Origin of the sequence: Rhodococcus sp. MSC1_016 (genome assembly GCF_023667485.2) — a bacterium.
GTDB classification, from domain to species: domain Bacteria; phylum Actinomycetota; class Actinomycetes; order Mycobacteriales; family Mycobacteriaceae; genus Rhodococcus_F; species Rhodococcus_F oxybenzonivorans.
Genome location: NZ_JAMOZI020000002.1, coordinates 614002 through 636191, shown reverse-complemented (window position 1 = coordinate 636191; position 22190 = coordinate 614002). Strand labels below are relative to the sequence as shown.

The window sequence follows — 22190 nt, the reverse complement described above, 5'->3', positions numbered from 1 at the left end:
ACCATACGCAAAACCTCGATCGTGCTCATAGTGATTATCGCCGCAGTCGCGGTAGTGCTCTACTCCTGCCAGGACAACGGCAACCCCTCAGGTAACGCGACACCGCAAAGCACCACGACCGCACCGGCACCTGCGCCTGCACCGGAAACGGGCACCAGCGCATTTCAGCGACCGGAACCGACATCGCCGGAGGAAGTCGCCCGCCGGGCGATGACCGTCACCTTCACCTGGGCCCCTGCCACCGACGAGAGCCCCACCAGCGGATTCCGCCGCGCGACACGATGGTTCACACCGGCCCTGGCTGCGCGCCTTACCTCCCATGTCCCGTACGAGCGCGGACCCAGCCTGCAATGGCAGCAATGGATCAACGACGACGCCCGGGTCATCGCCGACGTCGCCATCGGTTGCTCCGGCTGCCCACCCGACACCGACACTACCGCTCACAGGGTGGCCACAATAACCCAAACCGCGGTCATCGGAGACACTCCCCACCCCGTCGAGCCCGAGATTACAGTTTGGCTCACCCTTACCGAAGCAGACGGCCGATGGTTGATCGATAGCCTCACCTACTGAACGCAACCGAACGAGCGAGGGGGAACCTTGAAGTACCGCGTCACTACAGCTTTGACGGCCATGGTGCTCGCCACCGCGGTCATCGCGGGGTGCGGCAGCAACTCCAACGACGACACCGGATCACAACCGGCACCCACGATCGACGCCACTAACCCGGTCGTCGATCCCTTCGTCGACGACACCGCCGACGGACAGCAGAAGGAAACCGTCACCCGCATCATCGCTCTTGGCAACGAGCGGAAGGCGCCTGACAACGCCATCATTGCGGCTCTCGTCGCCTCACGAGCTGAAGGGTTTTGGCGGGTCCACCACTCCGGCTCCGGAGGACGGAACCTCTTCGGATGGAGCCAGAAGTGGGACAACCGACCTGCCCTCGACACCGGAGCCGTCACGGACGCAATCCAGACCTTCTATGCAGGTGCGGAAAGCCAGGGGGACGCCGCAAAGAACGGCAACCCGGTCGACTACGCCGTGGCGATCCAGCTGTCCGACCACTTCGGCGGCCGTACGTACTTCGAAGACCGCGAAGCCTACGACGACAACATGTCCTATCTCGGCACCGAAGACAAGGTCCGCAGCGCATACGCCGAAGCACTGCCCTACGCACGTGCGGCTTTCTACGAGTTGAACTAGCTGCGAGACAGCGGCGCTCGAGGTTGATCGGGGCCCATCCACGATCGCGACCACAGCGCAGGGCGGGCACATAGCGAAATCCTCACAGGACCGCGGGACTGGCGTCCTTCGCTTGTGGAGACAGCCGATGATCGTTTCGTCACCCGAGTGGACTGTTGTGTCCAGCGTGATTACAGCATCGACTTACTTGGTCCGTGGCGCATCGCAATGCCTCGAGGGGCCGAACCGAGTCTGGCGGCGGACCTGCCAGCCGTCCTGGATTTCGAGAGCTCACGTATTGGCGCTGCTCACCCGATCGCGCACGCCGACAGGCTCTTCAGTGACCGTAACCTCTTCCAATGGTTTTTGTTTAGCTGGCGTTCTTTGGGATGACATAGCACCGAGGTAGACACCGCCGGCGACTAACAAGAACCCAGCTGCTGCACCAATCCCGGGACCATAGACGGTGCCCCATTGAATTAGGCGCTTGTATGCGACGGCTCGTTCCACCTGTTCATCGACGGTTTGCTCGTCGAGCATCGTTGTGACATCAATGATGGTGACTGGGTCCGGATCGTCGATGTCGGATCCAAAGTACTGGTTGTAATGCTGTCGTACCTGAACGATTGCACCGGAAACCGGTTCGACCCAGAGATCCCGAGTGACGCCGTAGAAGCGCTTCAGGGACACCGAGTCCGTTCCGGTTCTCCCCCAGTTCACAGCCGGAAGTGTGATAGCACCCCCGATCGAGGTCGGCTCGATCCTTTGGTGAAACTGGTAGACCGGGAGGCCCTTAATCTCGGTCTCTTTCACAAAGTCGATGGCGCGACTTGAGCGCAGGGTCGTATCAAAGTAGGGGTAGGAGAGCTTCTTTGTGTCGAAGGGGAACTTAAACTGGAGTCCCTCGTGAGCAACTGGCTCCGCCGGCTTATCGAGCGAAGACTGGATGGATCCAGAGGGCTCCGAAACAGCGTAACCGGTTCGCCTATCGACGGTAGTTCGGTCGACGCTTGCATTGATCACTGAGCGTGGTCCGTTCCGGTCATCCCGCGTCATCTGCACGGCAGACTGCAGAGTCACGGTATTTGAATCGGACGGATCTTGGACAGTGACCCGTTGGTTGACAGTGATCGGTACTGTGGGATCGATCTCCAGCTTGCCCTTCGTCAGAGCGGCCGCATCGAGCAGTTGCGCAGTACCGGTGGAGACCGTGTCCGCCTCAACGTCCAGGGGAATCTTAACGAGCTGACTTGCGGCGTATGTCGGAGCGAGCGCGCTCATCGTTAGCAGCAAGGTACCTGCCATGATGGCCGCACAAGCGGTGCCGTGACGAGACAGACGGAGGCTGATCGGCATTCGGGCGATCCTAGTCGAGACTGCGTGGAACTTCTCATGGGCGCCGCCCGCCCCCCGACTGGGCGTACCCGCGCCGGACGACTACCGTTATCTGTCGGCATCGCGGGGGATGCTGACGGCAGGAGGTTCCGGGAGTGGCACATAGAGCGGCAGTTACACGTGCCGTCGATCACCTGTTCCGCATTGCGGTGGGCGACGAAGCACGATCATTGACCGGCATGGCGAATGCTCTCGCACGCGATCGCGGACGGCCACTGTTGATTCAGGAGGGCCCCGACCTGCCGTCCCGAGTGTTCGGCCAATGGGTACGCAACCCCGACTATGACGAAATAAAATATGCGTTGTGGGTGCATGCTCGGGAGCGAACCATCGCCCACGAACTCGGCCACATGGCACTGGGACATGTCGGCAGGCCTGCCATCGAACTGGCGACCGACTACCTTCCGCCTGAATCTCACGACCTAGCGAAACTGATGCTCCAGCGCGACTGCACGGATACACGGTCCACCGAGGAGGCCGACGCTGAAGCGTTCGCGAGCCTGCTCCTGCGACGCTTGAAAGGTAGCAGTCGGACTAGCCACAACCCTGCGGTTCGGTCACGGCTTGACGAGGCCCTCGGTTGATTACCGCGCTGGCTGCCGCACTGTTGGGCGTGGCGGCGGCAACCCGGCTGCATCGGTGGTGGTTCAGTCGTTCATGGACGCTCGCTGGTGCCGCGCTCATCCTGGCATGCATGTCACTTCACATGATGCTCAACATCGAGCCCATTGAGGAATTCGTTCGATCTTCCTTGGGCGCGGGCATGCCTGGTGCCCTCAAAATGCTGTTGGTTTATGGAATCTGTATCGGTACTGCCACCGTGTTCACGGATGTGACGAGTAAGGCCGGCCAGCGCACCAAGTTGATCCGGCTTCACGTCGCACTCTCGTTGTTCACAGCCGCCATTTCCTTCGTGTTCTTCTTCAAAACGCCATGGCCGGCGAACGTGGACAATCGCACGTTCGACAACGAGTATGCGTTCCTACCTGGATATGCCGAAGGCTTGATTCTCGCGATGGCATACCCGTTTCTGCTATGCCTGATGGTGACGGTGGTAACGATCGTCCAGGCAGACCGACATACCGTCACCGGCCGTGGATTGCTCTTGATCTGTCCGGGGGCCGCAATCCTGACTGCATACGCCGCCCTTCGAATCGGATACCTGGTCGCCGCGCGCTACGGGCTGATGGAGCCGACACCCACACCGTTCGCCATCTCCCGTACGCTCGCCCTGACCGGCGTGCTGCTCATCGCCGCAGGAGTACTTACTGCCCTGGCGATGAACTGGATTGGAGCACGGGCTGCGCTCAAGCAGTTCTCCGACCTTCGAGCCGAGCTGCTGACGCGGTGGCCGAACGCCGAACGAGAATCGAAACGCGGCAGTAGCGCCGCCGAGCAAGTCGACGACCGAGCAGCTGAGCTACTTGATGCTCTTAGCCTGGAAGTCGCTCATAGTGGGATGCCGCCGGGCGAACCTCTTCCCCAGCCGTTGGCCGTCGACGCAATCACCGAATGGCTCGTCACCGGTCGACTTCCCGACCGATTGGGATACAACAGCTTTTTCCTGGATCCCGGAACCACTGACACCATGTGGGCGTGCATGTTGGGCAACGCTTATCGAATCGCCCACGCAGACAAACGAGAGATGGCCTTGGAGCAATGACGGAGATCGATTTTCGGGACCGCCGTACTGTAACCGATATGGCCGCACGCGTACTGACTGAAGTCGGTGCCCCGTGGGTCATCAATATCGTGACGTCGATGGTGATCGGTTTTTCCGTGGGCACGGCGGGCTGGGGCGCGTTCGTTGCTCTGTGTACGGGAGTCGTCCCGATGGCCGTCATTCTGTTCGGGATGCGGAGGTCGCGGATAGGCGACCACCATGTCACCCAGATCAACGAGCGACATCTCTTGATCGTCGTGCTTCTGGTTGTTGCGGTGGGTGGTTTGATCATTCAGATCCTCGGGCACGCACCGATCGAGATGATCGCGTTCATGTCGGCGGGCCTGGTGGCGCTGGGAGTCGCCGCGGTCATCACGAGCATTTTCCACTGGAAGGTAAGCGTCCATACCGGCGTTTCAGCCGGTGTGACCGTTGTGTTGGCTCTGGCGGTGTCACCGTGGTGGCTGCTGGCGTTGGTCTGCACACCGTTGGTGGGATGGTCCCGGGTCCATCTCGGGGACCACACGAAAGGCCAGGTAGTTGTCGGTTCGATCGCGGGTGCCGTCGCTGCTGGTATGACGTACGCATTGATTGCTTAGGACTAGTCCTCGTCGCTGGTCAGCTTCCGAAATGGGTCGTAGGTCCTGGCCGCGACACGCTGATCCTGTGAATCTCGTAGGTTCTGAATCCATTCAATCTGTTGCTTGATTTCTTGATAGGTCTCTTCGTCCCCGAAGTAGTCCATCGGCACACGGAATACCCGACAGATGTCTCGGACTGTCTCCAAGCCGGGCGACGATCGCTTCCCACTGAGCAACTGCGACATGTAACCAGTAGTCATCTTGCTGCCGCTGAACCGGAGCATATCGACGACCTCGGTCTGTGTGTATGGGCCCCGGTCCTTCGGGTGGACGGTGTCAAAGAGATAGCGAAGCCTTTCAGCGAAGCTGCTCATCGTTCCTGCCCAACCCTTCAACCTTTTAGCCCGGATTGACCCGTAGGTACAGGCAACACTCTTGACTACCCGCATTCTCGCAACAGCATAGATCTTTCGCAACTTGCAATTGTAAGTTGCGAAACGTAGCCTGATCCCTGGTCTAAGACGGACGTCACCATCGGAAAGAATGTGATGTGGCCAGATTCTGGAATAAGCAGTGGTAGAGAGCGGATTGACGCCGACCTGCACATGATTCACACAGAGCGAGCACGCCCGACAGTCAACCGGCTGGATACCGCCGCCGCAGCGATCGGTTGCGTAGGGTCACGCCGGGGTGCCAGCAGGCCGATTCCGTGCGCGCTCGTATGCGGCGCGGTAGACACTTTCGGACACGCCCAGAGCCGCCGAGAGTTTCCGGGCATTGTCTTCCGTCAACGCCGCCTGCCCACGCTCGACCTGAGCCACCGTCGTGGTGCTGACCTCCGCCAGTTTTCCGAGTTGCGGCTGCAGCAAACCCGCAAGAACTCGCCAATCGCCTGGGAGTCGCTCAGCCTCCGGAACAATGACGATATCGCTGATCTTCGCGCCAAGGGCGTCGGCGACCCGCTTAAGGAGGTCTACCTGTGGCGACGTTGCTCCCGTTTCCCACTGGTAGAGGGTCGCGTGCCCGATACCCGCTACGCGAGCGAGTTCGGGCCGACTCAGGCCGGAGCGCTCACGACGTGCCTTGAGCCGAGAAGGATCGAATCCGCGCATCACCCGTCGGCTCACCGAAACACTCCGTCCATCACTCCTGGACACCTTGCACTATCCCCCTTACGATCACTTCAGTACACAGTTTTGCCTCACGGAAATAGATCAAATATGACTCCGCCAACCAAGAAGGGTCGGTGATCTAACAGAAGGACCCCCGCCCGGTTACCGCCGGGCGGGGGCCTGAACCGAACAGGGTTGCCGCCCTGATCAGCGTATTTCTTCAGCTAGCAGAATGGAGATCTGCCAATGCAAACGATAGGCGACGTCGGCGGAAGTGTCGACGAGACTGACGTGCTGAGTTGGACAACTGCTCAACTCCGACGATTCATTCGTGCCCACGACTCAGCGTGCGGATGCCTTACAGGTACTGAGCGCTGCGCGGTCTACCGCGCAGCTCACGAGGAGGCTTTCTTCCGGCGGCTCAGCTCAAACCTTCCCGATCGCGTCGACGGGCTTCAGGCCACTGACCGCCGTCTCCCGTGCGCGCGCAATCCACGCGGATGGGACACCGACGTCGCGAGCACAGGTCAACTCTTGGCCGCGATCGACGCCTGCAAAAGTTGCCCGTTCTTTGCGAGTTGCGAGGAGCAGGCGCAGGTCGGCCCAGCACGATCGATGGTGTGGGCCGCGGTGGCTTATGACCGCGACGGCGAGCCGATCAAAATCTCAGCGCTGTCGGCGTGGGTGCGAACGCGGGACGGCATACGTCTTCGCGACCAGAAGCAGCCGTTCCCGGTCCCTACTCTCTCTGTAGCGCAGAGAATGTCGACGCCAGTGCGGTGGGCGTCGTGATTGCGCCGTGGGATGTAGATGAGGGTCTCTCTGGGGCGATGTTCGATGCGCAGTGTGAGTGGGTGCAGCGCCCGGGATTCGAGACCTGCTGCGCGGATACGGTGATCATGGCGGCCGGTGGGGATCCGACGCCTTCCGTGATCCGGGCGGGTGATGGAGATCGCCACGTCGGAACATTGATCGCCGCCGATCGTGAGCTTCGGATGTACTACAACCGCGTCGAGGGGCAACGAGTAGTCGAACGGGGGTCGGCGGCATGATCCGGCTTTCCGACCGCGTCCTTCTCATGGCGACCGGCGAGGTCGAGTGCCCTGGAACCGAAGGGCCCGCTTCCCTGCGTTGGGGGTGGCTCGCTGATCTTTACACTCACCCGGTGTGGGGTCTCGTCACCGTTCCAGGCTTCTCCACGCCCGTGGGATACACCGTCGCCGAGTTGTGCCGCGCCACTCCGACCGGAACGGTCGACTCCCTCAGTGTCCGATGGGATGCGATGGAGCGGCTGGCTTCGATCGGCGCCGGCCGCGCTCAGTCAGCGGCCATGTACGCCTGGTCTGCGGTCGCCGACTCCGTCGTCGACGCCCACGACTACCTGGGCGGCCATCAGTTCAGTGGTGCGGAAGCTGTCGCCGCCGCCTTCTGGGCGCATCTAGCCGCGAAACCCGGGGTTGTCGCCGAGGTGTGCATCGCCGCGGCCATAGAGGCGTGGAACTCACGCCTGCATTACCCCGCGACGGGAGGGGCCGTCGCATGACGGGTGTCACCGCCACCGACCGCCACGGGCGAACGTGGGAGCTCATCGCGATGGACAGCACCATCTGTGGACTCCTCGTCGCCGACGCAGGCACGCCGACCGTAATGTCCGCCGCGGATCTTATCGACACGCATGGTCCAGTCCAGCTCTCGCCTGCCGGGTCTCGTCTCAGTCCGGGATCATGCGATGCGCTTGTCGACGTTGTCGACCTTGTCGCATCCGATCCTGAAACAGCGACCGTCGAGCAGATCCGTGAGGTCGCCGCCGCGGCGCGCCTGTTGCTTGGTGTGAAATCGGTGCCGCGGTCGGCGTAACTGGTAGGGCTGCCCCCACAACCGCGTTTCTCTGATCCTTTCGGCGGTCCGCGCGGAACCTCCACAGTTCGCGGTGGCGGCCGTCGTGGATCGGCACTCACACATGCCCACAGTAAGGCGATGCCCTTGACCGAGTAGCAACCGCGCGACCCCTAAACACAAATAACAGTGCGCAGACCTCAGAAGCACGAAAACCCCCTTGGTGGGGGTGGTTTCGGATTCACGAACCGCTCCGCGGCATTTCGTTGAGAAGGACTTGCCGGTCCTCCTCAACCAAGAGGGTGAAGGCCTTGCCGGGCCGTCACATTCTCAGAGGTGAGTGGCGAAAGTTCACAGCTTTCGGCGCTCGTTCTGCATTCCCCGAAGGGACTTACCTGTGACAGGTACGTCTGATGCTAACGCATGCGCTGAATCAGCATCAACACAACTCGTTGCCACCACCCACACCACGTCCTCGACACACGCCGATACGCGCATTCCGCAGTCGGTAGAAGTCGACACCTGGGAAGCCTCCGTCCACGCCGCCACCCAAGCCATCAACCAGCTCCACCAGTACAACCGCGACACCGGGCAACGCGGCCAATCCTTCACCCTCCCCACCACACCAGGACGCGAAGCCACCATCCCCGTATGGACCAGCCGCACCGAATGGCTCCACCAACTCCGCCACCACACCACCCACACCACAACCGGCCAGACCGCACTCACCACACACAGCATCAGCATCGAACGCCTCATTGCCGTCGCCACAGCCCACGCCCGATTCGCCGATTCAGCCACCGGACGCGGTGTCACCGCCTCCCGGCAACTCATCGCACACCACGCCGGCGTCTCACTCTCCGTCGTCAACCGCGCCCGCCGCGTCCTCAAACAACTTCACATGGGCGTCGAACTCGAACGCGGCCGAACACTCCGCACCCACGAATACATGGCCGCCGAACTCCACCACGGCGGCCAACAACACCAAGCAGCCTCCGTCTGGGCACTCAGCTCCCCAAGAAACGTCGTCGAATCCACTCCCCCACGCCCACAACCACTATCGCGCCAACACCGCGCCCGCCCCAAACGACGCCTGACACGCCACCGCACTCGAACCCAACGACCCACCCCCACGGCCACCACAACTCATCCCCAGGCCACCGACGCTGACACCCTATCCCCCAGTGCTTACGTTCCTTCCCATGATCTTTCGTCACGAAGTACTCACCAACGCGCACACGCGCGGCACAACGCACCCACCCCACAACCCCGACCACTCCACCTCCAACGAGCAGCCGCCACACTCATCGCCTCCTCACCCGCACTCACCGCGCACCGGCACATCGGACACATCTGCGACGCCATCCAAACCGCTGGCATCGACACCACACACTGGACCGGCCACGACATCGCACACACCCTCGACCGCGACACCCGAGAACGCGGGTGGACCTGGCCCACCAGAGACCACATCAACTCGCCGGTCGCCCTCCTCCGCTGGCGACTGACCCACATCAACTGGACGGGACCCTCCCCCAGCCAACTCCGCGCCACCGTCAACGCCACACTGCGCCGCGAACAACAGGCCCGCCGGACCGCTATCGCGCACCGCAATGCCGTGCAGGCAACCGCCGAGCAGCGACACGCTGCACTCGCACAGATCCGCCGTGCCCTGCGCCAAGCCCAAAATGGGTCAGTCAATGTTCGATCCGGGTACGAGGACAATCATCTCGCACTCGAGCGGATCGCCACCGCGAACGCACGACCATACAAGAATGATCCGCAATCGGTGAGTCACCGACCTGGTCGGTTTCGAATCGCCCGACGATTTGTTTGACGGTGTTGTGGGTGGTTCCGCAGAGCGCAGCTGGCCCTCTGTAGACCCGACTCCTCGATAGAAGGAGATCTTGTTCATACGGTCCTTCGCGCACTTCAAGGTGACTCCCCGGGTGGACTGGGTGTGCCGCTGGCACCTACGCCGTCACCGCTCACGCCATAAGCTCCTGATCGACACGACGAGCACGGGATGGGCACTTTCATCTGACCACCAACAGGGACCGCGACCTAGCCGCCAGCGTTAACTTTTCATGGCCAGGGACTACTCAGATATTCGCTGTCGCGCATCGGTTTGACTATCATCGCCGGTGATGCGGCCTTCGAACGTGATCGCGAATGCGTTCAGCGCATCCACGAGTCGTGCTGCGTACCGACGGCAGCCGACCATCGCTAAATCCGAGAATCACCCTCCAGCAGAGCTATCGCCAGTTATTCAGCCCACCGACGTTCGTTTCGGCTGCTCGGCCGAAGGAACCGGCAAGTCCCGTCTGATACCGAACAATACGACCGCCGACCATCATCGGTCGAAGATGTGCTCCCCAACGGCTGTCACAGTTCGAGTCCCGGCGGCGACGGTATCGGTGCGGAAGGCCGCAAAAGTTCGGCACGAGTACCGGGCATGCCGCTCTGCCCCCGTTCGGCGCATTTGACTGCCAAAACCTGGTTGACCCCGAGCCGATTCGCCGCAAAAGCCAACGCCGCGCCGGCCATGTACAGCCGCCACACTCGTGCCCGTCCGGCGCTGCTACAGGCCACCACCTCGTCCCACTTCGCCTCCAGGTTCCCCACCCAGGCCCGCAGGGTCAGCGCGTAATGCTCGCGCAGCGCCTCGACGTCACGCACCTCGAAACCGGCCCCCTCGAGCGCCTCGATCATCGTCGCCATCGGTTCGATTTCTCCGTCGGGGAACACATAACGATCGATGAACGACGTCTTCGAAAACTTGGCAGCAGGTTTGCATGGTCGCCGCGAGATCGCGTGGTTGAGCAACCGCCCCCGAGGGCGCAGCAGCGCGAACAGGTCCGCGGCGTAGGTCGCGAGCATCGCGGCGCCGACATGCTCGGCCATCCCGATGCTCGAGATCGCATCGTAGGGGCCGTCTGTGACGTCGCGATAGTCCTGAACTCGAATCTCCACCAACTCTCCCACGCCCTCGTCGACCATCCGTTTGCTGGCATAGTCCGCCTGCTCCTGGGACAGAGTGACACCGACGACGTGCACACCGTAGTGACGTGCCGCATGTAGTGCAAAGGTCCCCCGCCCACAGCCGACGTCGTGTACCCGCATCCCCGCGGTCAGGCCGAGCTTGCGCGCCACCAGATCACATTTGGCGTACTGGGCCGCACCCAAATCCTCACCCTGCTCCGCCCAGTACGCACACGAGTAGGTCATCGACTCACCGAGCACCAGTCGATAGAAGTCGTTGCCGACGTCGTAGTGATGACTGATCGCGGCAGCGTCACGACCCTTCTCGTGCCGGCGCCCGCCACGCGCCAGTTTCATCTCCTCCGCCGGCGGCTTCGGTGGCAGGCCGATGATCCCCAGGCGCAGCGCCGCTGTCACCAGTGCCTTCTTCGTTTGCCTGTCGATCCGCACACCCGGTCCCCGACTCGGATCCGACACCTGCTCCAACACGTCCAATCCGGCGAGAAGGTCTCCCTCGACGTCGATGTCGCCGGACACGTAGGCCCGAGCGAAACCGAGGTCGTTCGGCGCCCACAGCAACCGCCGCAAACCACGCCGATTGACGATGTGCACCTGCCACGGCGCGTCCGAAGGCCCACTGCGACTACCGTCCCAACACCTGATCCCTAGCGGGACCTGCGCCCCCAGCACCGCGCGAACCAGCGGCGCCACCGTGTCAGCGACCGTCATACACACCTCCAACGAAAGTTTGGGTCCGACCACCACCGCGGCTGCTCAGTTCACGTCGCTCGCCGTGACGCGCAGCCCTGTCAACCGCACCAACTTCCCGCAAACGCACCTCGTCGACGATATCGGTGGAACCCCCATCACCGCAGATCATCACACCAAATCCGCCGTCCGCGCGGCCACCTCAGAATGGACCGAATTCTCACCGATCGTGTGACCGGGTAATGCGTGTTCAGGCGTGCCCGGCATTCCGGAGTATCGGTCGTGCTCAGACCGCGTTCGGTTCAGCAGTGAGCCGGAGCGGCCGCCGGTACCGAAAATGGTTCAATGTGCTGCGTCGAAAGCTCTCACCCTGATCTGGGGTCCGCAGTCATCTGCGCCAGATGGGGGACCCCCGCGATGATCGCCGAGCTGGTCGCCCGCGAGCAGGTCGCGCAGATAACCGCGGCTCTTCCAGGGGAGCGCAGGCCGCTCGATTCGGAGGACACTGCAGGTGGCCTGGTAACCGCCGGAGGCGGGTACATCGACACGCAACCCCCGCCCACACACTGACCCACAGCTGCACTCGATCAGTTCTCATGGGTGCGGAGGGATCCGGCGGATCAGTCCGGCTGTGTGCGGCGCCGCGCCTGGCGGCGGGCGTGGCGGGCCATGAGATGCGCTCTGTTCTTCTCGCTGCGGAAGATCTCGCGGTTCACCGCCTGTTCGATCATTCCGGGGGCCTCGAGCAGACGCTGCGCGGCCAGACGCATCAACTCGGCACGATCGGACCCAACTTGTGCGGCCAGCGCGTCGAGCTTGTCCCGCAGTGGGGCGTCGAAGTGCACATTTACCCTGGCGGAGAAGATTTCGGGCCGAAGATCGCGCAACGGTGCGATGTGCTCCAGGTCTGCGGTGAGATCACCCGGCGTGTCGAGTAGGCGCCGAAGGGCAACCCGAAGAAGAGCGGTGCTGAGCTTGTCCCCGTGCCGGCTGGCGAGGCGCCAGATTTGTTGCTTGGCTGATGGGTTGACCATCACTTCGACCTTGTCGGACAGTCCGGTTCGCTCCGCCTCGCGGAGCATCGGATGTTTGTAGCGGCCGGGGGTTTCCAGGAATCGGTGCAGGGCAATCCGCATGAGGGCGCTGACCGTGGTGTCGTACTCGGCGGCCAGCGCCGTGAACTTCTGCGCGGTGTCCGGTTCCAGCTTGAGCGTGAGCATGACCAGCGGGATCGCCCGCCGGACTGCCGAGAGTCGCCGCGCCTCCTCGAGACGGTTGCGGACGGCTTTGGGCTGGGTGACCAGTCGTCGGCAGGCGACGCGGATCAGCGCCCCGAACCGGCGAGGGCCGATGCCCTCGGCCATCTCGTCGAGTCGGTGTTTGATCTCCGGGTCGAAGCGCAGCGCGATGGGATCACCCACCGGGATCCGACCTGGCCTCGACTCCGTCATCCCTCGATCTTTTCTCGTCCGCCGGTGCGCAATAGTCGGCCCCGGCATCCGGGGGGCGGATTCCAGCGGTCGTCGCAACACACATGGTTTGGCAGAAGCATAGTGCAGCTCCGATTATGGATCCGTCAGAGACTCACGGACCAGGGTCTTGCCCTACCGCTCGATGTACTGACATAGCTCGCCAATGGCGGCAACCGTGGCATCGGTATGGGTATCGATCCACACCGGACCATCGTCGCGCTTGCGCGGCTGCAGCATGCGTTGTCCCTGTGAGGGCCACTGCACGAAGTCGTAGCCAGCGAGGTCTGACTGAACGGTGTCTGCCACCCAGACCGCGGCCTCAGTGAACGGAGTATCCATCGACAAGCCGTCGCAGCGGCTGAACCCACTGATGCCATGTACGCCCTGCCAGCCGATGGTGACGGCGTAGTTGCCGTTAACAGCAAGATCCCACACCAATCCGCCCAACCGCACGTCGCGCCCGTACCGCAGGCACCGCAGATCGCGGGCGACGGCTTCGAGTGCACGCACCCATACCTGCGGCGCCTCGACGTCGTGATCGGATCCGATCGCCGGCCTCCGTCGAACAAGCCGAAGTGCCACACCAAACTGTCCTGATTCCACAAGTCCCGGGTCGGCATAACGTCATCTTCGCGCGTCCGAGCTGCCCGCCCGTGTCATTAGCCTGATTGCACGCCAGGCCGGTCTCGACGCTGTTACCTCGGTGACGAAGCGGGGTGTCGTGCGCACCATCCAGCTCTGCGATACCAGCCCGCTGGTTGGATAGGGATCGGCAAGCGGAAAGCGAGAGGCAACGATATGGTTCGGTGTGCCCGAAATCGGCAGTCGGCGCCGGACCCAACCGCCGCCGCCTCGCATCGTCTACGAAGCCCTCACCGACCCTGACCGTGACCCGATTCGTCCGTGGCTGATCCTGCACAACGATGAACAACGTCCGACGATCGCAGAAGCTACCGATCCGAACCTCGTCGTATGGACATCGATCTGGCCGTGGCGACCGGATGCACGGATCCGATTCGACATCGTTGGCCCACCACACGGCGCCACTACTCTGTCCTGGACGTTGATCGTCGACGAACCGGTGCCGGACGGGGAAACGATCGTCCGCATGCGAAAGCGAATGAACGAACTCATCAACGCGAACCTGCGCTTCACGTTCGGTCAGTAGTCACCCGGTCAAGGATCCTTCTCCGGGGCTCAGACTCGTACCCAGTGTTCGTCGTCGTCGCACCATCGCCACAAGGCTGGCTCGTCGTCGACGTGCGCGACGTCGTTGTTCAGCCACCACGTCGCGTCCGGATTCCACCCGGCCAGCACAGTTGCACCCTTGTTGCCTGCCAATGGGATTGCGAGACCGGGTGTGGTCAGGTAGCCGTGCAAAGTGAGGTGCACGGCGTCGTAGTCGTCGGCCACCGCAGCCCAGTCAGGAATGAACCAGTCGTGATACTCACCAGTGGTGTGGAACCAATCGGAGCGCTTGGACTCGCGGACGGCCAAGGGATACGCGTCGACCAAACGCGCCCAGTCCGTCGGATTCGTGATCTCGTATACCCGGGGTGTGCCGCGGACAGAGACCGGCCAGACTCTCGCTTGATCCCCGCCGAACGAGTCCTCCTCCAGGAGCAATTCCAGTGCGCCCACATCATCCCGTGCCCGGCTGGTTTCCAACGCGGCACTGGGCAACGGTGTCGACCACCATTCACCACTGATGGCGTTGTCCGGACGTTCCGCGCGCCAAGTGCGAAACCGTGCTTCCATCGAGACGTGGTCACGCCGTTGATCGAGACCAACAGCAGTACTGCGGTACGGCAGCGTCGATTCCGGCCACTCCTCGTTCGAAGGCAGTCGGACGATCATCCGCTGGTTGTCGAGGTCGACCGGCTCCGCCCACCACCGGGTGAGCGGGGATTCCAGAACGGCGGCAGCGACCGGACGTAAAGCCGCCACCGTGTCCGGCGTGGCGAACATGACATCCTCCTCGTCCGGCGGCTGCCAGTACCGTGCACAGTCCGTCGCGAACGCGAGAGCATTGAGTAAGTCCAGTTCGGACAGCCCCGACACGGCTCGAACATCGACTGACTCGATCACCTCGAGCACGTCCGCAAGCGTTCGTGGACGGGCGGCTCGCTCGTCCGCACCGCACATGTACGCGACGTTCGCGCAGAAAAATCGCCCGCGTGGTGACGCGAGAACGAGAGTGACCAGGCCCATCAATGAACGCTACCGAACCCGCGCTGTCCGTCGCACGCAGTTACCCGCTGTGAAGTTCTGCCCGTTCATACTCGAACGATTCGCAGTTCAGCTGTATCGACGACCCCGTCTCCCCGGAACTGGGTGCAATCGCGCACGGGCCCCTCCTGCTATCCGACTCGAACGGCTACCGCGTGGGAATCCGATACCTCATCGCGTATCGAAACGTCATGGATATGACGCTGGCCGTCTCCGCTACGGGATCGAAGTCTGCCGAACTCGCCCGCCAGTTCCGAGCCACTTACGGGACCGGCCGGCTTTCGGCTGCAAAACCCGAGGACGGGTTCAGTACATGGGTGGTCTCGCCCGAGCTGAACATCCATACAGAGCGATCGAGCCAGAATCCACACACGATGGAAGGGCACTACGTCCGCGAGTTCTCCTATGTCAACAACGGGCGCCCGACAGGCACCTTCCTCGAGATCGAGTACCGCTGGCCAGCAATCGGCCTCGACCGCACACGCGTCGTCTTGGAGATCCCACCGGCTCATGCTCTCGACGAAGCGATTGTGCCGATCTAATCCGCCTGTGCCTCCGCGTCCGAAGGGTCGGCGAAGCGATGACCGGTCGAGCATCGCCGACCGAACACCGATCCTTGGCAACTCCGAGCGCTACCTACCGATTCGTTCGACGCGCCAAGGTGGGATCTCCCGCCGCGGCCTGACCTTGATCGCACGAAATTTGTATCCATCCTGATCGATGACCGACTCCCATTCGAAGTCGACCTGCTCGCCGACGTCGAGACCACGGATTCCTCCGCCGATGCTGAAACTGTCGCCCGGCTGGGCATTGATGACTTCGTCGGGGTGTAGGGCGCTGTAGAAGGTCCAACAACCGCCCGGTGTGTCCGCAGAGTCGATGACTCCCCAGCCTTCGTCGTCATTCCACGTGGTGACGACGCCGCTCGCTGGGGTGCCGATCCGGGGCGGGATCGTGTCGTCGAGGTCGGTAATCTCGTGGGCACTGCCGTCGGAATCGATATGCCAAGCCCTCGAGCTGAACGGCCCCGGCCGCGTGTAGGGCTCGGTGCCGACTGGCCATGCGCGCACCGTATGAAAGTCGTAACCGTCTGCGGACTCGTCGAGTTGATGCCACTCGAACTCGACTTCCTGACCTTCAGCCAAACCGGGGAATCCAGGAACCGCTACGGATATCCATGGAGTCCAGCTACCGCCGGGGGTGTCTGCGGAGTCGATCACGCCCTGCATACCCCGCACGTCCCAACTGCGGACCACTCCTCGGCTCGTCATGACCTCAGTATGTCCAAGACCGCTGGTGGCCAGCGAGCGGAACCCGAAAGCCGAACGCCTATCGGCACCGGATGACGATCGTCAAACGCGACACCCGAACCGAAAATTCTGTTCTGCCGACCTACGATTCGCGGAGATATGTGGCGGCAATCTCACGCGATAGGAGGCGGTGCGGTCTCAGCCAAAAAGTCGGTAGATGGTTCGGCGTCGGAGTTGCGGCGTCCAAGTCCGTATGACTGTAGATAAGTGCACCGGACATGTTCCCGAGAGTCCGGACCCACCCCTACAGCGTCCACAGTCTCGCTCATCGGCTCAGGCACCAACCGACTGGCTGCTGATGCCCTTCATGTCGGCCCACCTCTCGAACTCCGCCAGGACTGCCGGCATGAAGGGACCACCAATCATCAGGTGATCCGAGCCGGGCAGTACAACGTAGTCCGCGCGCCCGCGGTATCGCTTCGCGGTGGCCTTTACCATGGTCGGGACGCAACACTTGTCTTCGCTGCCCGCGACCACAAGCACGTCGCCGGTGATCTTGTCGAAGTCGACCCTGGAAGCCCGCTTTCGGTCGAACATCCAGAACACCATCTCCCGGTAGGCTCGGCCGGACTCGGCGCACAGGTTGCCGTAGAACTCGTCGGACAACTCCTGCGGCATGGCGTTGCACACGTATTTGTCCCAGGTCGCCTTCTTGACCGGATACATCGGCCGCCCCAGGACCCAACGGGGAAGGAACCCTCCCCACAGCAGAACCTGGGAGGGATACAGGGCAAAGATGCCGGCTGCCGGGGCAGGCGCCAGGAGGACGATGCCCCGATGCGGTACCCGAGCCGCAACCAGCTGCGCCAGCAGTCCGCCGACGGAGTGCCCAAAGATCACCGGCGGCGTGTCCATGGTCCCCGCCAGTTCACACAGGGCGTTCACATAGTCGAGCAAACCGAGCTTGGTCACCTCCTCCGCCGTGCCCCAGATATCGATTTCCTTGGGATGACCGTGCCCGAGCCAGCTCGGGGCATGTACCCGGTACCCACGTGTCTCGAGCTCGGCAACGAAGTCATCCCACTCCGCGCCATGCCCCCAAGTGCCGTGAATGAGAAGAACGTCCTGCTGTGCCATGGATCCTCCTGCGCAAGTTGGCATGTGTCGCTCTCCAGAGTGCGACCGACCCGACCCAAACACTTGACATATCGAGACACCATCCCGAGCCTGAACAGGTGACCTTCATAGTCCGAGCCGGAGCCCTTCAAGGCTTCGACGACCTCGTTCGCCGCTGGGGAGCCGACCCCGCTCGGCTTCGCCGCCAGCACGGACTCGCCGGCAAGGAGATCGAGGACCCCGAATCCATGGTCTCGCTCAACGCCGTAGCCCACCTGCTAGACGATGCCGCCCGCGTCTGCGACAGGCCGGACTTCGGGCTCCGCCTCGGGGCAACGCAAAACCCACAGATGCTGGGACTTCTCGCCGTCGTCATACAGGGTTCCAATACAGCTGGTGCCGCACTGCTGGACTCGTCGCGGTACCTGTTCGTGCACAGCCCCAGCTACCAGCTCGTCCTCGAACCCTCCACCGCGCCGAACCCGCACAACTGGGTCACGCTGCGGTTCGACGTAGAGGTCGATCCCGGTGTGCCCTACCGGCAGATCATCGATGGATGCCTCGCCTCGCTCCTCACCCTGGCGCGCGGTGTGACCGGCCTCCCGATCACACCGCTCAGCGTGTCGTTGCCGCACACCCCGGCGGCCTCGCCACGGGCATACCGGTCCATCTTCGGTACCCCCGTCGCGTTCGGACAACCAAAAGGCGCCCTCCACCTCGACCCGAACGTCTTCGCTGTCAAGCTGCATCACGCTCGCCCGGCCATCAGACGGGCCGCACTCGCATACATCGCAGCCCGACTTCCACACCAGGACACGAGCGCCGCCACCCGCGTCCGAAACACTCTCGGCAGCACGATCGGCGCCACCCGAGGCACCAAGTCGGAAATCGCCGATCTGCTCAACATTCACCCCAGAACCCTGCAGCGGCGACTTCACGACGAAGGCACCACCTTCGAACAGATCCGCGACGAGGTCCACCGCACAGCGACCCTGCGACTGCTCACCGAGTCGAACCTGCCGTTCAGCCAAGTCAGCTATGCGCTCGGATTCTCCGAACAGTCCGCCATGAGCAGGAAAGTCCGCCAATGGTTCGGCACCACCGCCACACAGATGCGCGCCCAAGCCGCACGATCGGCTGCACGGACCCCCGAACTCGAGAGCATCACTGTGCCCAGCTGAAGCCGTGTCACAAGCTCGCACACAAGTTGGTCCGCAACAAACAGCTTCGCCCCAGAAATCGGCCGCTCCGACGCCGTCGAACACGCTGCCGGCGCCCCGGCCTGGCATCATTGCTGCGTCCACTTGCGGATCGGTCACCGGGCGGCCGGCGGAATCCATGTACGAGGTGCTCGATAACGCTCTCCGTACTAGATCACTACTCGTCGTTTTCGCTTCGCAGTCCCTTGTCCATGGTTTCCGTTCTTTGCCATACCTCGTACGCTCGGTCGACGAGTTGGTAGTGGCGCTCCACTTCTGAGATCGGATCGATACCCTCAAGCGCACGCAGCAAATAGTGCCAAGTAGCTGCCCCGTGCAGCGCGGTTTCGTAGAGGGTGACCTCAACCCACTTGTCCCGATGGCCTAGGACACTCATCGCAGGTTCCGGAACGGGGTGGCCGCCAATTTCACAGTGATCGTGATAGTCCTTATTCGGAAATCGTCCCTCCGAACGCTGGCGGATCTTGCCCGGCTGCCATCGCTGTAGGCGGATTCTTTTGTCCGACTTGAACCACTCCCACGCATCGTCTGGATCATTGGTCACCGCCCAAGCGAGGTACTCAATCTCGACCAGCTGGCGAACAAGGGCAGCACTGGCGTAAGCCCAACGCCCCGCTGCGAGATACGTGACACTCGCAACGAGTTCACCACCGATTGCTCCAACTAATCCAGCAAGTAGGAGTCGGCGAACTTGGTCGCCCGTGAGGTTTCCGTCAGCGGTGAGGCTCCGGGCCTCCGCGCCGAAAACGACGAGACCCAGCCCCAGTGACATGACGAGGTCGCGGCGCGACTGAGCTGGGGATGACGTGAAAGAGTCATGCATTCGCGCAGGCTACTACGCGAGCCCTCCACACTGCCTCTGGCGACGCCTTGTGCCATTATCCCAACCCTGACCGGCGTGTATCTCGCCACCGGATCTACTTGCCCACTTTCGGATCGAGTGACGGGATGTGCCCCTCCACCTTTTCTCGAGTGAACTGAATGAGTCATCCGCATGGCATGCAACGCGGCGTCCGCCCAGCTGCAATGCGGATGCTCGACGACGTTGCACTCGACGACGTGCACTCGACGACGTTGCAATGGTGTTGCGTCCGCTACGCGCCCGGAATGGCCTGGTTGACTAGGGCGGCCGTCGATAATGCCGGTGAGCTGGGTGTGGTTGCCTGCGCCATGGAGCCACTGATCCTCCCTATAACGGTTGCGCCTCGGCTCTCCCGCTGCCCGCGCTCTCCTCGCGGCGGCGCAGCGGCGGCGTGACAGCAGGATCAGGCCACCCGTTACACCGCTGCGGGCGAGTCGGGCGTCCCCCGGTGCGGGCGTTGATCCGCTGGATCCTCTTCGCGATCCCTGCGCGTCAGTGGGCGACAAATGCTTCCGTCGCAGGGTGTTGGGAAGCCTACGCGCGCCCAATGTCGTGCGCGCCGATGTAGTTCAATGGCAGAACATCAGCTTCCCAAACTGAATACGCGGGTTCGATTCCGGTCATCGGCTCCCTCCATTCCATTCCCTCCCTCCACTCCATCCCTCCCCGGTGGCTGACGCCGAGAAATCGCGTGCTGTCGCGGCGGGCGATGGACGGACGGGCCCCGCCGAGGATGGTCATTCGTCTTGGAATAGCGTCTACTTAAATCTCATACTATCTGCCACTGACGTGGCCGATGTCGGAGATGTAGGTACGTCACGGATACCCGTAACACCGTGCGGTGCTGCGGGTTTGACCGTGTCCCACACCGACGCTCGAGGTGCAGGAACGATTCTTATGTGATTCACCCCCACCGGTAGTGTCGCGGTGGGAACACTGCGGCGGACCCGACGATGACGCGGCCGGCTCGGGGTGGGACTCTTCTTGTCACGGCACTGCCGGACCGGTGCATGCTCGGTAACCCGGATCTGCGGGTGCTGGCCGCGTTTGCGGATTGCTGTGCGGCGTCCGAGTAGTGCACGTTTGGCGAGGTTCACCGCTGCCACGTGGTCACGATTGCCGCCGACCTTGCACCGTGCGCACCATGCCCGGTGATAGCCTCCCGGGCGGGATAGCTTGTCGTTGCAGCCCGGGCACAGCGCCGAGGTGCCGCGGGCCGGCACGGACACCACCGCCACACCAACCCCCGCGGCGGTGTGTGCGAGAGCGTCGACGGCTTTGCGGCGTGCGGACTGCGCGGCCCGGTTGTTGTTCACCCGGCCGTGTCCTCGGGTTTCGAGGGTGCTGAGGTCTTCCACCCCGATCACTGCCGCACCGGCCGCGGCGGCGTAGTCGGTCACTTCCCGGCCGAAGTGGAAGGCTAGTTCCCGGTTGATCTTGCCCCGTTTGACACCGACCGCGGCGCGGTGGGCGTCGAGGACCGCGATCTTGCCTTCCAGGTTGGCGCGCACCTCGGGTGGTGCCGTCGCGGCAAGCCGCGTCAAACGTGCGGCTTTACGATGCAGGTGTTGACCTTCCGCTTGCAGCCGGGCCAGCTTGATCCCCAGGCCCCGGTCGTCATAGGTGAAGCCCCGGTAGTCCGAGACCAACCCGTCGGGGCGTTCGGTGACGATCGCGGCTGCTCCGAGGGTGGCCGGTGACCAATCCACCCCCACGGCGGTTGTTGCCGCGTTCAGATCAGCGGCGGGCACGTGCTCGGTTGCCGCGCAGCGCAGCAGCAGGCCTCGGTGGTCGAGGACGAGGGTCGGCAGATGCCAGTCGGTAATTGCTCTGGTGTGCAGGTGTGGTGGGATCGCGGCGATCAGGCGGACCCGCCGCCACTGCGCCCGACCTGTCGGGTCCTCATGCGTAGGAAGTTTCAGCGTCAACACCATCACACCGTCTGCGACGGTGATCTGCGAGAGTTGATGATCGGCAGCGGAAAGCCTCGCCATCACCGACGTCCGCGGCGGTCCCTGCACATCAGTGATCCGCAACCGTTCATGGCTCGCATCCCCGGCCGGCGGGAGCGGGCTGCGAGTTGCCGTGCCACGCCGCGCGCGAAGCCGGCCGGCACCCACTCACCGGCAGCAGTCGGCGGCGCCAGTCGGCCGGTAGCCGGGTCGAACCTGGCCGACAGCGAACCGATGGCGTTGTCCCGGTACGCCAAGGTGCGTAGCGTGCCGACCGCCTGGGAGGTGACCACCCGGGTCACCCGCGAGGGCACGTACACACCGGTGGGGTAGGACGGGTTCCAGCCCAGACGCGCCGCAGCGACATGCCCCTGTGCCGGGAGCTTCCGGCCTTGACCATCGCGTCCGGCGGCGAGGGCATCGAAGGAGGCTGGTTGCCACAACCTCGACACCAACTCCGATTGCGCGGCGCCGATCAAGTCGAGCAGCCACCGCACGCGAAGATCGATGGTATCGAGCCCGATCGGGGCGCCGGTAGCGTCGTCGACCGCCGCGTACGGGCGGGTGGTGAACGAAAACTGACGAGGCACAGTGAATCCGGCAACAGTCATCGGCTATCCCTCCTCC

The 22190-nt window shown here is 63.0% G+C and carries 25 protein-coding genes, 1 tRNA gene and 1 pseudogene; 16 read left to right on the top strand and 11 right to left on the bottom strand.

Features of this window, described 5'->3' with window-relative positions:
- The first annotated feature begins 30 nt into the window (after positions 1–30).
- Both L1080_RS35265 and L1080_RS35260 read left to right on the top strand, forming a co-directional pair.
- Complete coding sequence (locus tag L1080_RS35265; protein ID WP_250774635.1) at positions 31–573, top strand: hypothetical protein; 543 nt, start codon at positions 31–33, stop codon at positions 571–573.
- A 27-nt stretch (positions 574–600) separates the two neighbouring features.
- On the top strand, positions 601–1206 hold the full coding sequence (locus L1080_RS35260) for a hypothetical protein (protein WP_250774633.1): 606 nt from the start codon (positions 601–603) through the stop codon (positions 1204–1206).
- 270 nt (positions 1207–1476) lie between these two features.
- Here L1080_RS35260 and L1080_RS35255 read toward each other — a convergent pair whose 3' ends face one another.
- On the bottom strand, positions 1477–2541 hold the full coding sequence (locus tag L1080_RS35255; RefSeq protein ID WP_250774631.1) for a PorA family protein: 1065 nt from the start codon (positions 2539–2541) through the stop codon (positions 1477–1479).
- Positions 2542–2759: 218 nt separating this feature from the next.
- Between L1080_RS35255 and L1080_RS35250 the strand changes: the two genes are divergently transcribed.
- The 3 genes from L1080_RS35250 to L1080_RS35240 are packed head-to-tail and all read left to right on the top strand — an operon-like array spanning position 2760 to position 4842.
- On the top strand, positions 2760–3164 hold the full coding sequence (locus tag L1080_RS35250; protein ID WP_284708570.1) for a hypothetical protein: 405 nt from the start codon (positions 2760–2762) through the stop codon (positions 3162–3164).
- Positions 3161–4243 (top strand): hypothetical protein, encoded by a 1083-nt coding sequence (locus L1080_RS35245; protein WP_250774627.1) that lies wholly within the window; start codon positions 3161–3163, stop codon positions 4241–4243. Before L1080_RS35250 ends, L1080_RS35245 begins: the two co-directional genes overlap by 4 nt.
- A gap of 38 nt (positions 4244–4281) precedes the next feature.
- Positions 4282–4842 (top strand): phosphatase PAP2 family protein, encoded by a 561-nt coding sequence (locus tag L1080_RS35240; protein WP_250774618.1) that lies wholly within the window; start codon positions 4282–4284, stop codon positions 4840–4842.
- Between the two features lie 2 nt (positions 4843–4844).
- Here the strand turns inward: L1080_RS35240 and L1080_RS35235 are convergent, their stop codons facing one another.
- Positions 4845–5300 (bottom strand): helix-turn-helix domain-containing protein, encoded by a 456-nt coding sequence (locus L1080_RS35235; protein WP_250774616.1) that lies wholly within the window; start codon positions 5298–5300, stop codon positions 4845–4847.
- Positions 5301–5504: 204 nt separating this feature from the next.
- Entirely contained in the window at positions 5505–5951 is a 447-nt protein-coding gene (locus L1080_RS35230) for a helix-turn-helix transcriptional regulator (protein ID WP_374434926.1), read from the bottom strand.
- 839 nt (positions 5952–6790) lie between these two features.
- Here L1080_RS35230 and L1080_RS35225 point away from each other — a divergent pair.
- The 4 genes from L1080_RS35225 to L1080_RS35210 all read left to right on the top strand — a co-directional run bounded on the left by L1080_RS35225 (position 6791) and on the right by L1080_RS35210 (position 9609).
- Positions 6791–6988: a hypothetical protein gene (locus tag L1080_RS35225; protein WP_250774614.1), complete on the top strand. Its 198-nt coding sequence runs from the start codon at positions 6791–6793 to the stop codon at positions 6986–6988.
- Positions 6985–7479 carry a hypothetical protein gene (locus tag L1080_RS35220; protein ID WP_250774612.1) on the top strand — a complete coding sequence of 165 codons (495 nt, stop codon included), beginning with the start codon at positions 6985–6987 and terminating at the stop codon, positions 7477–7479. Before L1080_RS35225 ends, L1080_RS35220 begins: the two co-directional genes overlap by 4 nt.
- Entirely contained in the window at positions 7476–7793 is a 318-nt protein-coding gene (locus tag L1080_RS35215; RefSeq protein ID WP_250774610.1) for a hypothetical protein, read from the top strand. The genes L1080_RS35220 and L1080_RS35215 overlap by 4 nt, the downstream gene beginning before the upstream one ends.
- Before the next feature lie 376 nt (positions 7794–8169).
- Positions 8170–9609 carry a Rep protein gene (locus L1080_RS35210; protein ID WP_250774608.1) on the top strand — a complete coding sequence of 480 codons (1440 nt, stop codon included), beginning with the start codon at positions 8170–8172 and terminating at the stop codon, positions 9607–9609.
- 548 nt (positions 9610–10157) lie between these two features.
- Here the strand turns inward: L1080_RS35210 and L1080_RS35205 are convergent.
- Positions 10158–11483: an SAM-dependent methyltransferase gene (locus L1080_RS35205; RefSeq protein ID WP_250774606.1), complete on the bottom strand. Its 1326-nt coding sequence runs from the start codon at positions 11481–11483 to the stop codon at positions 10158–10160.
- 64 nt (positions 11484–11547) lie between these two features.
- Between L1080_RS35205 and L1080_RS35200 the strand changes: the two genes are divergently transcribed.
- Together L1080_RS35200 and L1080_RS35195 are read left to right on the top strand one after the other, a co-directional pair.
- On the top strand, positions 11548–11697 hold the full coding sequence (locus tag L1080_RS35200; RefSeq protein ID WP_250774604.1) for a hypothetical protein: 150 nt from the start codon (positions 11548–11550) through the stop codon (positions 11695–11697).
- Between the two features lie 182 nt (positions 11698–11879).
- On the top strand, positions 11880–12032 hold the full coding sequence (locus L1080_RS35195) for a hypothetical protein (RefSeq protein ID WP_250774602.1): 153 nt from the start codon (positions 11880–11882) through the stop codon (positions 12030–12032).
- A gap of 50 nt (positions 12033–12082) precedes the next feature.
- Here the strand turns inward: L1080_RS35195 and L1080_RS35190 are convergent, their stop codons facing one another.
- Entirely contained in the window at positions 12083–12883 is an 801-nt protein-coding gene (locus tag L1080_RS35190) for a ribbon-helix-helix protein, CopG family (protein WP_250774600.1), read from the bottom strand.
- Between the two features lie 183 nt (positions 12884–13066).
- Positions 13067–13516, bottom strand: a complete 450-nt coding sequence (locus tag L1080_RS35185; protein ID WP_250774598.1) for a hypothetical protein — start codon at positions 13514–13516, stop codon at positions 13067–13069.
- Between the two features lie 226 nt (positions 13517–13742).
- Between L1080_RS35185 and L1080_RS35180 the strand changes: the two genes are divergently transcribed.
- Positions 13743–14102, top strand: coding sequence for a hypothetical protein (locus L1080_RS35180; protein WP_159928792.1), 360 nt, complete (start codon positions 13743–13745; stop codon positions 14100–14102).
- Between the two features lie 29 nt (positions 14103–14131).
- Here L1080_RS35180 and L1080_RS35175 read toward each other — a convergent pair whose 3' ends face one another.
- A complete protein-coding gene (locus L1080_RS35175) occupies positions 14132–15145 on the bottom strand; it encodes a hypothetical protein (RefSeq protein ID WP_250774597.1) in 1014 nt (337 codons plus the stop codon).
- Between the two features lie 209 nt (positions 15146–15354).
- On the opposite strand from L1080_RS35175, the gene L1080_RS35170 reads away from it, so the two are divergent.
- Complete coding sequence (locus tag L1080_RS35170; protein WP_250774595.1) at positions 15355–15705, top strand: hypothetical protein; 351 nt, start codon at positions 15355–15357, stop codon at positions 15703–15705.
- 90 nt (positions 15706–15795) lie between these two features.
- Here the strand turns inward: L1080_RS35170 and L1080_RS35165 are convergent, their stop codons facing one another.
- Positions 15796–16434, bottom strand: a complete 639-nt coding sequence (locus L1080_RS35165) for a hypothetical protein (protein ID WP_250774593.1) — start codon at positions 16432–16434, stop codon at positions 15796–15798.
- A 312-nt stretch (positions 16435–16746) separates the two neighbouring features.
- Positions 16747–17550 carry an alpha/beta hydrolase gene (locus tag L1080_RS35160; protein WP_250774591.1) on the bottom strand — a complete coding sequence of 268 codons (804 nt, stop codon included), beginning with the start codon at positions 17548–17550 and terminating at the stop codon, positions 16747–16749.
- A 98-nt stretch (positions 17551–17648) separates the two neighbouring features.
- Here L1080_RS35160 and L1080_RS35155 point away from each other — a divergent pair, with 98 nt between their 5' ends.
- The gene (locus tag L1080_RS35155; RefSeq protein ID WP_250774588.1) at positions 17649–18710 is read left to right on the top strand and encodes an AraC family transcriptional regulator; all 1062 of its coding nucleotides are present in this window, start codon (positions 17649–17651) and stop codon (positions 18708–18710) included.
- A 196-nt stretch (positions 18711–18906) separates the two neighbouring features.
- Here the strand turns inward: L1080_RS35155 and L1080_RS35150 are convergent, their stop codons facing one another.
- Positions 18907–19572 carry a hypothetical protein gene (locus L1080_RS35150; RefSeq protein WP_250774586.1) on the bottom strand — a complete coding sequence of 222 codons (666 nt, stop codon included), beginning with the start codon at positions 19570–19572 and terminating at the stop codon, positions 18907–18909.
- A 158-nt stretch (positions 19573–19730) separates the two neighbouring features.
- On the opposite strand from L1080_RS35150, the gene L1080_RS35145 reads away from it, so the two are divergent.
- Both L1080_RS35145 and L1080_RS35140 read left to right on the top strand, forming a co-directional pair.
- A complete protein-coding gene (locus L1080_RS35145; protein ID WP_250774584.1) occupies positions 19731–20006 on the top strand; it encodes a hypothetical protein in 276 nt (91 codons plus the stop codon).
- A 163-nt stretch (positions 20007–20169) separates the two neighbouring features.
- Positions 20170–20240: transfer RNA gene (locus tag L1080_RS35140), tRNA-Gly, on the top strand.
- Between the two features lie 129 nt (positions 20241–20369).
- On the opposite strand, the pseudogene L1080_RS35135 reads toward L1080_RS35140, so the two are convergent.
- Positions 20370–22174, bottom strand: a pseudogene (locus L1080_RS35135) (zinc ribbon domain-containing protein).
- Between the last annotated feature and the right edge of the window lie 16 nt (positions 22175–22190).

Coding starts and splice junctions, on each gene's coding strand:
- L1080_RS35165 (WP_250774593.1), bottom strand. CDS start 16,434: ATGACGAGCCGAGGAGTGGTCCGCAGTTGGGACGTGCGGGGTATGCAG.
- L1080_RS35160 (WP_250774591.1), bottom strand. CDS start 17,550: ATGGCACAGCAGGACGTTCTTCTCATTCACGGCACTTGGGGGCATGGC.
- L1080_RS35250 (WP_284708570.1), top strand. CDS start 2,760: ATGGCGAATGCTCTCGCACGCGATCGCGGACGGCCACTGTTGATTCAG.
- L1080_RS35240 (WP_250774618.1), top strand. CDS start 4,282: ATGGCCGCACGCGTACTGACTGAAGTCGGTGCCCCGTGGGTCATCAAT.
- L1080_RS35175 (WP_250774597.1), bottom strand. CDS start 15,145: ATGGGCCTGGTCACTCTCGTTCTCGCGTCACCACGCGGGCGATTTTTC.
- L1080_RS35215 (WP_250774610.1), top strand. CDS start 7,476: ATGACGGGTGTCACCGCCACCGACCGCCACGGGCGAACGTGGGAGCTC.
- L1080_RS35150 (WP_250774586.1), bottom strand. CDS start 19,572: ATGCATGACTCTTTCACGTCATCCCCAGCTCAGTCGCGCCGCGACCTC.
- L1080_RS35220 (WP_250774612.1), top strand. CDS start 6,985: ATGATCCGGCTTTCCGACCGCGTCCTTCTCATGGCGACCGGCGAGGTC.
- L1080_RS35195 (WP_250774602.1), top strand. CDS start 11,880: ATGATCGCCGAGCTGGTCGCCCGCGAGCAGGTCGCGCAGATAACCGCG.
- L1080_RS35145 (WP_250774584.1), top strand. CDS start 19,731: ATGAGTCATCCGCATGGCATGCAACGCGGCGTCCGCCCAGCTGCAATG.
- L1080_RS35205 (WP_250774606.1), bottom strand. CDS start 11,483: ATGACGGTCGCTGACACGGTGGCGCCGCTGGTTCGCGCGGTGCTGGGG.
- L1080_RS35255 (WP_250774631.1), bottom strand. CDS start 2,541: ATGCCGATCAGCCTCCGTCTGTCTCGTCACGGCACCGCTTGTGCGGCC.
- L1080_RS35170 (WP_250774595.1), top strand. CDS start 15,355: ATGGATATGACGCTGGCCGTCTCCGCTACGGGATCGAAGTCTGCCGAA.